The 13,004-nt window shown below is 56.2% G+C and carries 11 protein-coding genes; all 11 read right to left on the bottom strand.

Annotated features, from left to right (window positions below):
• Window positions 1-17 precede the first annotated feature (17 nt).
• Window positions 18-2,462, bottom strand: coding sequence for a ribonuclease R (gene rnr, locus UR289_RS19080; RefSeq protein WP_023310140.1), 2,445 nt, complete (start codon window positions 2,460-2,462; stop codon window positions 18-20).
• A 38-nt stretch (window positions 2,463-2,500) separates the two neighbouring features.
• Window positions 2,501-2,926 carry a nitric oxide-sensing transcriptional repressor NsrR gene (nsrR, locus tag UR289_RS19075; protein WP_023334253.1) on the bottom strand — a complete coding sequence of 142 codons (426 nt, stop codon included), beginning with the start codon at window positions 2,924-2,926 and terminating at the stop codon, window positions 2,501-2,503.
• 192 nt (window positions 2,927-3,118) lie between these two features.
• Window positions 3,119-4,417 carry an adenylosuccinate synthase gene (locus UR289_RS19070; RefSeq protein WP_024907332.1) on the bottom strand — a complete coding sequence of 433 codons (1,299 nt, stop codon included), beginning with the start codon at window positions 4,415-4,417 and terminating at the stop codon, window positions 3,119-3,121.
• A gap of 104 nt (window positions 4,418-4,521) precedes the next feature.
• Entirely contained in the window at window positions 4,522-4,719 is a 198-nt protein-coding gene (locus tag UR289_RS19065; protein WP_003855996.1) for a DUF2065 domain-containing protein, read from the bottom strand.
• Window positions 4,720-4,790: 71 nt separating this feature from the next.
• A complete protein-coding gene (gene hflC, locus UR289_RS19060) occupies window positions 4,791-5,795 on the bottom strand; it encodes a protease modulator HflC (RefSeq protein ID WP_023334250.1) in 1,005 nt (334 codons plus the stop codon).
• A 2-nt stretch (window positions 5,796-5,797) separates the two neighbouring features.
• On the bottom strand, window positions 5,798-7,057 hold the full coding sequence (gene hflK, locus UR289_RS19055; RefSeq protein ID WP_045402256.1) for an FtsH protease activity modulator HflK: 1,260 nt from the start codon (window positions 7,055-7,057) through the stop codon (window positions 5,798-5,800).
• A gap of 56 nt (window positions 7,058-7,113) precedes the next feature.
• Window positions 7,114-8,394 carry a ribosome rescue GTPase HflX gene (hflX, locus tag UR289_RS19050; RefSeq protein ID WP_023310136.1) on the bottom strand — a complete coding sequence of 427 codons (1,281 nt, stop codon included), beginning with the start codon at window positions 8,392-8,394 and terminating at the stop codon, window positions 7,114-7,116.
• Window positions 8,395-8,468: 74 nt separating this feature from the next.
• Window positions 8,469-8,780: an RNA chaperone Hfq gene (hfq, locus tag UR289_RS19045; RefSeq protein ID WP_023334248.1), complete on the bottom strand. Its 312-nt coding sequence runs from the start codon at window positions 8,778-8,780 to the stop codon at window positions 8,469-8,471.
• A gap of 85 nt (window positions 8,781-8,865) precedes the next feature.
• Window positions 8,866-9,816, bottom strand: coding sequence for a tRNA (adenosine(37)-N6)-dimethylallyltransferase MiaA (gene miaA, locus UR289_RS19040; protein WP_033144464.1), 951 nt, complete (start codon window positions 9,814-9,816; stop codon window positions 8,866-8,868).
• Window positions 9,809-11,653 (bottom strand): DNA mismatch repair endonuclease MutL, encoded by a 1,845-nt coding sequence (gene mutL / locus UR289_RS19035; RefSeq protein ID WP_320711299.1) that lies wholly within the window; start codon window positions 11,651-11,653, stop codon window positions 9,809-9,811. Before mutL ends, miaA begins: the two co-directional genes overlap by 8 nt.
• Before the next feature lie 9 nt (window positions 11,654-11,662).
• On the bottom strand, window positions 11,663-12,994 hold the full coding sequence (gene amiB, locus UR289_RS19030) for an N-acetylmuramoyl-L-alanine amidase AmiB (RefSeq protein ID WP_087823496.1): 1,332 nt from the start codon (window positions 12,992-12,994) through the stop codon (window positions 11,663-11,665).
• Between the last annotated feature and the right edge of the window lie 10 nt (window positions 12,995-13,004).

The following is a 13,004-nucleotide window of genomic DNA, read 5'->3' as shown; positions in this document are numbered from 1 at the left end:
CAGGTTGAGGGGAGAATTTACTCCGCCTGCTTTTTCTTGGCCGCGCGCTTCGCTTTGGTGGCGGCAGCGATTTTCTGCGTTTTCGCGGAAGGTTTTTTCGCTGAACGAGCTTCTTTCTTCGCCGCCTTCGGCTTCTGTTTCTTCTCGCCGCGGAACGCGCTGTCCGGCTCGAAGTTTACCTTCTTGCCCGCCTGACGACGTTTACCGCCGCCCGGTTTACCGTTACCGGTTTTTTTCGCCCTTTCACGCTCGGTTTTACCGACGTTACGCGGCGCGCGCTCGCTGGAGATCAGGCTGAAGTCGATCTTACGGTCGTCCATATTCACGGCTTCGACCTTCACTTCCACACGGTCGCCCAGACGGTAGGTCTGGCCGCCAGATTCGCCAATCAGGCGCTGGCCGACCTGGTCGAAGCGGTAGTAGTCGTTATCCAGGCTGGAGACGTGCACCAGACCGTCGATGAACAGCTCGTCCAGACGAACGAAGAAACCAAAGCCGGTCACGCTGGCAATCACGCCTTTGAAGACGTTACCGACCTGATCGAGCATAAAGTCACACTTCAGCCAGTCCGCCACGTCGCGTGTTGCTTCATCGGCACGACGTTCGGCCATGGAGCAGTGCTGACCCAGCTGCAGCATCTCTTCCATCGAATAGTGGTAGCCACCGGTTTCGGTGGTGTTCCCTTTATGGCCCTGCTCCTGCGCCAGCAGATACTTGATCGCACGGTGCAGAGAGAGGTCAGGATAACGACGGATCGGCGACGTAAAGTGGGCGTAAGACTGCAGCGCCAGGCCAAAGTGTCCGCGGTTTTCCGGATCGTAAATCGCCTGCTTCATAGAGCGTAACAGCATCGTCTGCAGCATTTCTGCGTCAGGACGGTCGCCAATGGACTCCAGCAGCTCGGCGTAGTCGCGCGGCTCTGGCTTGTTGCCTCCGGGCAGTTCCAGACCCAGTTCAGCCAGCACGGAGCGGAACGACGTAATGGCTTCCGTGGTCGGCTTATCGTGAATACGGAACAGCGCAGGCTCTTTGGCTTTCTCGACGAAACGTGCCGCCGAGATATTCGCCAGGATCATACACTCTTCGATCAGCTTGTGCGCGTCGTTACGCTGGGTCTGCTCGATACGCTCAATGCGGCGTTCGGCGTTGAAAATGAATTTCGCCTCTTCACTCTCAAACGAGATCCCGCCGCGCTCTTCGCGCGCCTGATCCAGCGTTTTGTAGAGGTTATGCAGCTCTTCGATATGTTTGACCAGCGGCGCGTACTGTTCGCGCAGATCCTGGTCGCCCTGCAGCATATGCCAGACCTTGGTATAGGTCAGACGCGCGTGCGAGCTCATCACCGCTTCGTAGAACTTGTAGCCGGTTAAGCGCCCTTTGGTGGAGATGGTCATCTCGCAAACCATACAGAGGCGGTCAACCTGCGGGTTCAGGGAGCACAGGCCGTTAGACAGCACTTCCGGCAGCATCGGCACGACCTGGGACGGGAAGTAGACCGAGGTACCGCGGCTGCGGGCTTCGTTATCCAGCGGGGTGTGCGGACGGACGTAATAGCTTACGTCAGCGATAGCGACCCACAGGCGCCAGCCACCACCGCGTTTTTTCTCACAGTATACGGCGTCATCGAAGTCGCGGGCGTCTTCGCCGTCGATAGTGACCAGCGGCAGGGAGCGCAGATCCACGCGGCCCACTTTGGACTCTTCCGGCACTTCTTCGCGCAGGCTTTCGATCTGATCTTCAACCGCTTTCGGCCAGATGTACGGAATTTCATGGGTGCGCAATGCCATATCAACGGCCATCGTGGTGCCCATGTTATCGCCCAGTACTTCGACGATTTTACCTACCGCTTTGGTGCGACGGGTTGGGCGCTGGGTGAGTTCCACCACCACCACAAAGCCCATGCGGGCACCCATCACCTCTTCAGGTGGGATGAGGATGTCGAAGCTCAGACGGCTGTCGTCCGGCACCACGAAGCCCACGCCCGCGTCGGTAAAATAGCGGCCGACGATCTGGCTGGTTTTTGGCACCAGAACGCGTACCACGCGCGCTTCGCGGCGACCTTTACGGTCAGCGCCCAGCGGCTGCGCCAGGATCTGGTCGCCGTGGATGCACATCTTCATCTGCTCAGATGAGAGGTACAGATCGTCCTTACGGCCTTCCACGCGCAGGAAGCCGAAGCCATCGCGGTGACCAATGACGGTCCCTTTCAGCAGATCGAGGCGTTCTGGCAGCGCGTAGCACTGGCGGCGGGTAAAGACCAGCTGCCCGTCACGCTCCATCGCGCGCAGGCGGCGGCGAAGGGCTTCAATTTGCTCTTCACCTTCAATGTTTAATTCAACGGCAAGTTCTTCACGATTGGCGGGTTTTTCGCGTTTTGTTAAGTGTTCAATGATGAACTCGCGGCTGGGAATAGGATTCGCGTATTTTTCGGCTTCGCGTTCCTGGAAAGGATCATGTGACATGTCGGTTCCTCCGTTGTCAGCTCCGGTGGAAATTTTCTTCATTCCACCAGCAATAATTTATAAAGCGGTTGATTCTCTTCAACCAAATCGGCCAGCGTGTAGTTATCCAGTTCCATGAGAAAACTTTGCACGGCCTTTGAAAGCGCCTTTTTCAGGCGGCAAGCGGGCGTGATGTGGCAGAACTCGCTGCTGCAGTTCACCAGAGAAAGCGGCTCCAGTTCACGTACCACATCGCCAACACGAATACTCTGTGCCGGTTTACCGAGACGGATCCCACCATTCTTCCCGCGGACGGCAGCAACGTATCCGGCACGACTAAGTTGATTGATTATTTTGACCATATGATTACGGGATACGCCGTAGACCTCTGTCACTTCAGAGATACTGGTCATCTTCCCCTCGGGTAACGACGCCATGTAAATCAGCGCACGTAAGCCGTAATCGGTGAAACTTGTTAACTGCACATCAACCTCAGGAAAAAGGGAAAACGCGGTCAAACCGCAGAGATATTCATTAATGATGATAAACCAGCCAGATAGTTAGCGGCTAATTTATTTGACAGACGGGGCGAAAAAGCGGAGATCCAGGAGCGGTCGCCGGATGGCGCTACGCTTATCCGGCCTACGGGTCTCCCCGCAGGCCAGCAGTCACGAAGATTATGCGTCGAACGGGTCGCGCAGGATCATCGTTTCAGTACGATCCGGGCCGGTAGAAATAATATCGATCGGCACTTCGGTCAGTTCTTCAATACGCTTGATGTAATCCAGCGCCGCCTGCGGCAGGCCACTACGCTCTTTCACACCGAAAGTGGTCTCAGACCAGCCCGGCATGGTTTCGTAGATTGGCTCAATGCCTTCCCAGTCGTCAGCAGCCAGCGGAGTGGTGGTCACTTCGCGGCCATCTGGCATACGGTAGCCTACGCAGATTTTCACTTCTTTCAGGCCGTCCAGTACGTCCAGCTTGGTCAGGCAGAAGCCAGACAGGGAGTTGATCTGCACTGCACGACGCACTGCAACCGCATCCAGCCAGCCGGTACGACGACGACGACCGGTGGTCGCGCCAAACTCGTTACCCTGCTTGCACAGGAACTCGCCGGTTTCATCAAACAGCTCGGTCGGGAATGGACCCGCACCCACGCGAGTGGAGTACGCTTTGATGATGCCCAGTACGTAATCCACATAACGTGGACCCAGGCCAGAGCCGGTCGCCACGCCACCTGCAGTGGTGTTAGAGGACGTTACGTACGGATAGGTACCGTGGTCGATGTCCAGCAGCGTACCCTGCGCACCTTCGAACATGACGAAATCGCCACGCTTGCGCGCCTGGTCCAGCAGATCGGACACGTCAACAACCATACCGGTCAGAATGTCAGCGATCGCCATGACGTCATCCAGCACTTTCTGGTAGTCAACAGCGTCAGCTTTGTAGAAGTTCACCAGCTGGAAGTTGTGATATTCCATCACTTCTTTCAGTTTTTCAGCGAAGGTTGCTTTGTCGAAGAGGTCGCCCACGCGCAGACCGCGACGTGCAACTTTATCTTCGTAAGCCGGACCGATACCACGACCGGTGGTGCCGATCGCTTTCGCGCCGCGCGCTTTCTCACGCGCTACGTCCAGCGCCACGTGATAATCCAGGATCAGCGGGCAGGCTTCGGAGAGCAGCAGACGCTCACGAACAGGGATACCACGGTCTTCCAGACCTTTCATCTCTTTCATCAGCGCAGCAGGAGACAGCACAACGCCGTTACCGATGATGCTGGTGACGTTATCACGAAGAATGCCTGATGGAATAAGATGGAGGACGGTTTTTTCACCGTTGATTACGAGAGTATGGCCTGCGTTGTGACCGCCCTGGTAGCGTACAACATATTTAGCCCGTTCAGTCAGAAGATCAACAATCTTCCCTTTACCTTCGTCACCCCATTGGGTGCCCAGTACGACGACGTTGTTACCCATTTTTTTCAAAATCACCGTTTGCTTAAAAATGGATTCTACCATCGCTTTTTCAGATATACAGCACTTTTTGACCTCAAAATACGCCGATTGCGTCTACTTTTTGATCAGCCAATCGTTTTCCTCAACATGTAGTAGATCACGATGCCCGCAACCACAAGACCGCCGCCAAAACGACGCAAAATATTATCCGGCAGCTGGCTCATCGTGGCGATCATTCGGCGCCAGGCACGCGGATAAAGCATCGGTCCAAGACCTTCCAGCACAAGGACCAAAGCCAGTGCGAGCCAGATCGTTGAATTCATTTTTATTCCTTATAAAAGAAAACCACCGCTCCGTTGGGAGCGGTGGTTTGAATACTCAAACGGGCCTGAGTTTATCGCGTTGCGTTAGTCGGCGTCTTCATATAACGGAAGAAATCGCTGTCCGGGCTGAGCACCATCACATCCTGGTTGCTCTGGAAGCTATTCTCGTAAGCGCGCAGGCTACGGATAAAGGCGTAGAAGTCAGGATCCTGGCTGAAGGCATCCGCGAACAGCTTCGCCGCTTCGGCATCGCCTTCACCGCGCAGGATACGGCCCTGGCGCTCAGATTCCGCCAGCGTCTTGGTGACTTCGTAGTCCGCTGCAGCACGCAGCTTCTCAGCCTCTTCCTGGCCCTGTGAACGGTGACGACGGGCTACCGCTTCACGCTCGGCGCGCATACGGTTGTAAATCGCCTCGGACACTTCAACTGGCAGGTTGATCTGCTTAATACGCACGTCAACCACTTCGATACCCAGCGCAGCCATACTGTTCGGGTTGATCACCGGCACTTTACCGTTGGTCTCCGCCTGAACGCGTTCAGCCGCTTTGGCAATCGCATCATCTGCTGCCGGCGTTGAAACTTCATCTTCAGTGCCCGCTGTACCGGAGTTCAGCGCATCGCGAACTTCCAGGGTCAGACGACCACGGGAGTCGGTCACGATGTCTTTCACATCCAGACGACCAATCTCGGAACGCAGACGGTCAGAGAACTTACGTTTCAGCAGCACTTCTGCCTGAGAAACGTCGCCGCCGCCCGTTGCCAGGAAGTAACGGCTGAAATCGCTGATGCGCCATTTGATATAGGAATCAACGATCAGGTCTTTCTTCTCTTTGGTCACGAAACGGTCGGCCTGGTTATCCATGGTCTGGATACGCGCATCAAGCGTTTTCACGGACTGAATAAACGGTACCTTGAAGTGCAGACCCGGCTCGTAAATCACCGGGCGTTTGTCGCCATCACGCACGACGCTGCTGAACTGGAACTTAATCCCACGCTCGCCTTCTTTCACCACAAAGATCGAGGTATAAAGCGCGACCAGTACGATGACGATGATCGCAATAACTGACTTACGCATCCTTATTCCCCCTGACGCTGGTAGTCGTTACGCTGCGCGTTAGCACGGCGTTGGTCCATAATGTCACCATCGTTCGAAGAAGGCGTTGTGTTCGTGCTGGCGCTGCCTGTTGAGGCTGGCGGCAGACGCAGCAGGTTGTTCGCGCCGCTGGTGTCGCCTTTCGCTGCTGGCGCAGAACCGCCTTTCAGCATCTGATCCAGCGGCAGAACCATCAGGTTCCCGCCTTTATTGTCGTTAACCAACACTTTGCGGGTATGGCTCAGCACTTTTTCCATGGTCTCGATATAGAGACGCTCACGGGTAATTTCCGGTGCCGCTTTATATTCCGGCAGGATCTTCGCAAAGCGAGCCACTTCACCCTGAGCTTCCAGGATGGTCTGCGTTTTATACGCGCGCGCTTCTTCCAGAATACGCTGCGCCTGACCGTTAGCGCGTGGCTGAACTTCGTTGGTGTACGCTTCTGCTTCACGGATGTACTGCTGTTCGTTTTCACGGGCAGCAATCGCATCGTCAAACGCGGCTTTCACCTCTTCCGGCGGACGTGCAGCCTGGAAGTTGACGTCCAGCAGGGTAATACCCATGTTGTACGGACGAATGGTCTCTTCCAGCTCGCGCTGGGTATCGCTACGAATAACGGTACGACCTTCGGTCAGGATACGGTCCATGGTGTATTTACCGATCACACCGCGCAGGGCGCTGTCGGTCGCCTGACGCAGGCTGTCATCGGCGCTGGTCACGCTAAACAGATAACGCTCAGGATCGGTCACGCGGTACTGCACGTTCATCTCAACGCGCACCACGTTTTCGTCAGAGGTCAGCATCACGCCAGAGGCGGCCAGTTCACGGACGGATTCCACGTTTACCGCGGTCACATCGTCAATGAAGGTCGGCTTCCAGTTCAGACCCGGCTCTACCAGATGGCTGAACTTACCGAAACGGGTGACTACGCCGCGTTCTGCTTCTTTAATGGTGTAGAACCCGCTGGCTGCCCAGATGATGACTACCGCAGCGGCCACGATGCCCACTACGCGGCCACCCATTGGCGGGCGCGAACTCTGAGTGGAATTGCCACCCGAGCCAGAACCTTTTCCTCCGCCAAGGCCACCAAGCTTCTTGCTCAGTTTGCGAAAGATATCATCCAGATCCGGCGGCCCCTGCTCGCGACCACCTTTGTTGCCATTTCCCTCAGAGTTGCCGCCAGGTTTGCTGCTTCCCCACGGGTCGCGGTCTTGTCCGTTATTACCGGGCTGATTCCACGCCATGTATATGCTCCATATTTGTTATGCAAGGGCGAATTATTCAGGCATCCCCTTTCTGATCAGACGATATAGTCGACCAGCGCAGGTTCTTGTTTACAGAGGCGACGCCAGTCAACGATCGGCATACGCACCTGCATCCCCACGCTGCCGTCATCCTCCATCCACTCTTTTTCTATCGCCTGAAGCTGATAAAACCGGCTGCGCAGCCTGCCTTCCTGTGGCGGCAGTCGCAGCGTGTGCTGAGCTACCTCACCGGAAAGACGTTCTGTCAAAGCCTGGAAAAGCAGTGGCACACCAATACCGGTCTGGGCAGAAAGCCAGACCCGAATCGGTTTGTTTTCTTCATCTCTGTCGATACGCGGTTCGAAATCGTCCAGCATATCGATCTTGTTCATGACCAACAGCGTTGGGATCTCGTGGGCGTCGATCTCTTCGAGTACCACGTTGACCGCGTCGATGTTCTCCTGCACGCGCACGTCTGCCGCATCAATCACGTGCAGCAGCAGAGTCGCCTGTCGCGTCTCCTGCAGGGTGGCTTTAAACGCCGCCACCAGGTCATGCGGCAGGTGGCGGATAAACCCTACGGTATCCGCCAGCACCGTTTCACCGACGTCTGCAACGTCAATACGGCGCAGCGTAGGGTCCAGGGTCGCAAACAGCTGGTCTGCGGCATACACCTGGGCCTCGGTTATCTGGTTAAACAGGGTGGATTTACCGGCGTTGGTATAGCCCACCAGCGACACCGTCGGGATGTCGGCTTTGGTTCGCGCCCGACGCCCCTGTTCACGCTGTTTCTCTACACGTTCCAGACGTGAAAGGATCTGGGTAATTCGGCCACGCAGCAAACGACGGTCGGTTTCGAGCTGGGTTTCACCCGGGCCGCGCAAACCAATCCCGCCTTTTTGTCTTTCAAGGTGTGTCCAGCCACGCACCAGACGCGTTGCCAGATGGCGCAGCTGCGCCAGCTCAACCTGCAGTTTCCCTTCGTGGGTACGTGCACGCTGAGCAAAAATATCTAAAATCAAACCCGTGCGATCGATAACACGGCATTCGCAAAGGGCTTCCAGGTTGCGCTCCTGGGCTGGAGACAGCGCATGATCAAACAACACGACTGACGCGCCGGTTGCTTTTACGGCATCCGCAATTTCGACTGCTTTACCTTCACCAACAAAATACTTTGGGTGCGGCGCTTTACGGCTACCGGTAATCACCTGCATTGCTTCGACACCGGCGGAAGAGACCAGAGATTCAAACTCCTGGAGGTCTTCCATATCTTTGTCTTGCGAAAAATAGATGTGTACCAGCACCGCCTGCTCACCGGCATCATAACGGTCAAACAAGCGTAAACCTCTCTAAAAAGATCAGCGGGGAACGCAGGATCCCTGGCTCCCCGTGTGGATAACAGTGCGAAACCTTATTCGGTCTCGTCGCTGTCCTGCGCCGGCGTTGAAGAACCCTGCGCGCTGCTGCCATGATGGTAGTTACTACCAGTGCCGCCGCCAGCGTTATTGCTGTGATGAGATACCGGACGGGACGGAACAACAGTAGAAATAGCGTGCTTGTAGACCATCTGACTGACCGTGTTTTTCAACAGAATCACAAACTGATCGAAAGACTCAATCTGACCTTGCAGCTTAATACCATTCACCAAATAAATAGAAACTGGAACACGTTCCCGACGCAATGCGTTCAGGAACGGATCTTGTAAAGATTGCCCCTTAGCCATTCTATCTTTTCCTTATATGCTTGTTTTGTACTTAGAACCTTGCGATTCTGAAAAATTGCGCACGATACGTCTCAATTGTACACATTCAGTGAGCGATATCACCAACAACCTCAATCACTTCGTTTAACGCCTGTTGCGGTTTTTCACTGTCTAACCAGTGAACCCCCTCCCAACCGCGCAACCAGGTGATCTGGCGCTTCGCTAACTGTCTCGTGGCGCAAACACCTCTATAAACCATTTCATCGTATGAAATCTCACCTTCAAGATACGACCACATCTGGCGGTATCCCACACAACGAATGGAAGGCATGTCCGTATGCAAATCTCCACGGGCAAATAGCGCCCGCACTTCTGCTTCAAAATCTGAAGCTAACATCTGATGAAAACGCTGCTCAATTCGCTGATGGAGCAGTTCACGGCTCGCCGGGGCGATGGCGAACTGATGCACCTGATACGGCAGAGCGTCTCCTGACGTTTGCGTCAGTTCCGTTAAAGTTTTACCCGAAATGAAAAAAACTTCCAGTGCCCGGGAAAGCCTTTGCGGATCATTTGGATGGATCCGTGCTGCAGCAACCGGGTCAATCTCCGCCAGTTGCTGATGCAAAACGTCCCAACCCAGCTCTGCCGCCTGCTGCTCAATTTTCGCTCTTATTTCCGGATCCGCGGATGGCAGAGGTGACAACCCCTCCAGCAACGCCTTGAAATAGAGCATGGTTCCGCCAACCAACAGCGGTATACGTCCCGCCGCCGTTATCTCGGCCATTTCGGCTAAGGCATCCCGGCGGAAATCCGCTGCGGAATAGGCCTGAGCCGGGTCGAGAATATCCAGCAAACGGTGCGGTGCCGCACGCAACTCTTCTGCGTCAGGCTTCGCCGTGCCGATGTCCATCCCCCGGTAGATGAGGGCGGAGTCGACGCTAATCAACTCTACAGGCAAAACTTTACGCAACTCAATGGCTAGCGCCGTTTTGCCGGAGGCCGTTGGGCCCATTAAAAAAATTGCCTTAGGCAGGCTCGCCTTACTTGCGTCAATCATGTTTCAGGGCGTTCATCGCCGTTTGTAAATCAACAGGTTGTAATAACCCACCCGGCGGCGTTTTCACCAGATGCGGACAGAGGCGTTCTACCTCCGCCAGCACGCTAATGGCCTGCGCCATACTCCACGGCGCGTGTTCGCTTGCCAGATGGCGGGCGATCCACTGCGCGGTGTTGGCGGCATCAAACGACGTTTGCTGCGCCAGGTAGCCTATCAGTTCAGGAATCAAGTTTTGTAAATTTTGTTGGCGTAAGGGTAAAGGCACTGCACGAATTGTCACATGTTGTGGTTCGAGCACAGTTTCAATACCCATTTGCGCCAGCTGCGGCTCTGCGCGCTGCAATACCCTCGTTTCATCAGGGGATATTTTCAGGCGAACCGGAATTAATAACGGCTGCGCGCAGGCTGCATTTTCGCCTGGCGTAAGCTGCACCTGCTTGAGCCAGCGTTCGGCGACCGGCAGGGCCAGAAGCATCAGTTTGCCGTCACGCTCAAGCAGCGCCATATCCGGCGCGATAATCGTCAGCACCCGGCCAAAACTCTGGCTATGGCCGTCCAGAGAAGGCTGAGCGGGCGGAATGTGCTCTTTTCGCTCCACGGCGGGCGTTTCCAGCAGCTTGCGGTACAACGCTCCCTGCTGCTTCTGATAGCCCGGCTGGGCATTCGGGTAGTTCGCGCCCGTTGGACGCGGTGCGCTCCCGGCCTGGGAGAAACGCGGAGCTTCCGGTTCACGCGCGACGGCAGGCTCAGCAAAATGGTTGCGCCCTGCCGCTACACGGTTTTCAGGCAGCGGACGCGGCGCAGGGGCGTCCTTCTCCAGCGGCAGAGTTGGCGCTGCCTGCTGCTGTAACACGGCGGCCACGCCCTGATAAATGAAGTCGTGAACCAGACGCGACTGGTGGAAACGCACCTCATGCTTGGCAGGATGAACGTTTACATCCACCTGATGGGGGTCGATTTCCAGATAAAGGACGAAAGCTGGCTGCTGATCGGCCCCGAGTTTGTCTTCGCAGGCCTGGCGAATCGCGTGATTGATGAGACGATCGCGCATCATGCGCCCGTTCACGTAGCAATACTGAATTTCAGAGAACGCAGCACTGCTCGCGTTTGGATCGGCAACCCAGCCGCGTAAAGCCAGATCGCCGTGCTGCCACTCAATGGCCAGAGCCTGTTCCAGAAACGGCGTCCCGCAGATAGCGCCCAGGCGACGCTCTTTCTGTCCGCCTTCCGCCACCGCGCGGTACTGGCGCATCACCTTACCGTTATGGCTGAGGTTGATGGCGACATCGAAACGGGCCAGCGCAATACGGCGGATGATCTCATCGATATGGCCGAACTCGGTCTTCTCGGTACGCATAAACTTGCGTCGGGCGGGGGTGTTGTAGAACAGATCCAGGACTTCCAGCGTCGTGCCGACAGGGTGCGCCGCGGGTTTGACCGTCACATCCATATCGCGCCCTTCGGCGTAAGCCTGCCAGGCTTCCTGCTGTTCAGCGGTACGGGAGGTCAGCGTTAAGCGCGAAACCGAGCTAATACTGGCCAGCGCTTCGCCGCGAAAACCGAGGCTAATAATCGCTTCCAGATCGTCCAGAGAGGCGATTTTACTGGTGGCGTGACGAGCCAGCGCCAGCGCCAGCTCCTCTTTTTTAATGCCACAGCCGTTGTCGCGAATGCGGATAAGCTTCGCGCCACCGCGTTCGATATCAATATCGATGCGGGTTGCGCCCGCATCGAGGCTGTTTTCCACCAGCTCCTTCACCACCGACGCAGGGCGTTCCACCACCTCACCGGCGGCGATTTGGTTCGCGAGCTGCGGCGGTAGAACCTGAATCGGCATGAATGCTCCTTAGTTGGTCGCGGTCATCTCACCCGGCAGCGCTGCGCTGGCCGTCTGTGCTGAGCCGCTCTGCGGCGCAGACTGCAGAGGATGCGCCTCAAAATATTTACGTAAACCGTTATAAATCGCTTCGGCAATTTGCTGCTGGTAACTGTCGCTTCCCAACAGACGCTCTTCACCGTTGTTACTGATAAAGCCCGTCTCTACAAGGATGGACGGAATATCCGGGGAGCGCAGAACGCCGAGGCTTGCATGTTCCGGACGGCGCTTATGCAGCACGCCAACGCTTTGCAGCTGGTTCAATACGTTAGTGGCGACATCATACCCGACGCGCTGCGAATGACCGAACTGTAAATCCAGCACCGCCTGGCTGAGGTACGGATCGGACTGGCTGTTCGCCAGCACGTCGCCCGCGCCGCCTAACAGTTCAGACTGCTTCTCGTGCTCTTCCAGCCAGTTGGCCATTTCGCTGTTAGCACGACGGTTCGACAGCACCCAAACCGAGGCGCCGGTCGCGCTACGATTCGGTGCGGCGTCCGCATGAATAGAGACCAGGAAGTTCGCGTTTTGCTTACGCGCCACGTCCGAGCGTCCCATTACGGAGATAAAGTAGTCCCCGTCGCGGGTCAACACGCCTTTAAACATGGGGTCGTCATTGAGTAGCGAACGCAGTTTACGCGCGATAGCGATAGTGACGTTTTTCTCTCGCGTGCCGCCAGGGCCAATCGCCCCGGGATCTTCCCCGCCATGGCCCGCATCAATGGCGATAATCACTTTGTCACCGCTGACCGTCGCGCGTCGCGCGCTGGCCGCCGGACGCGTCACCGTATTGCTGCTGGTTGCCGCAGTAATGCGATCGTTCTGCGATTTAAACGGATTACGCGCAGGTTCAGAAGGACGCGGCGTATACACAGGTTCTTCCACGCGCTTCGCTACGACCGGAGGCGGTGGCGGCGCGTCGGCATTGATGGTAAACACCACCGTATAGTTCGCCCCGTTTTGCTGCTTCACCGCCTTCGTTTTGCCCTTTTCGGTCAGATCAACCACCAGGCGTAACGACTGGCTATCCTGCGGCGTTCCCGAACGGATACTTTTCACCAGATTATTACCGCTGAACCGCAGCGGTAACCCCTGGATCACGCCTGTTTGTTTGATATCCAGCGCCACGCTGTGGCTGTCTGGCTGTGAGAACGCATATTCAGGATCGCCCATAAAGCTGAACGTGATCCGGGCCTGGCTTTCGCCGTTTGATACCTGAATATCTGAGAGGTTTGCCGCCCCGGCCTGCGCGCACAGCAGCACGGTGGCAGCCAACAACCAACCTTTAACGCGATTTATCATCCCGTCATCC

The sequence above is a fragment of the Enterobacter sp. 302C9 genome (assembly GCF_034106085.1).
Taxonomy (GTDB): domain Bacteria; phylum Pseudomonadota; class Gammaproteobacteria; order Enterobacterales; family Enterobacteriaceae; genus Enterobacter; species Enterobacter asburiae_B.
Note: the sequence above shows the minus strand (reverse complement) of the source record. Positions and strands in the feature narration are given on the sequence as shown.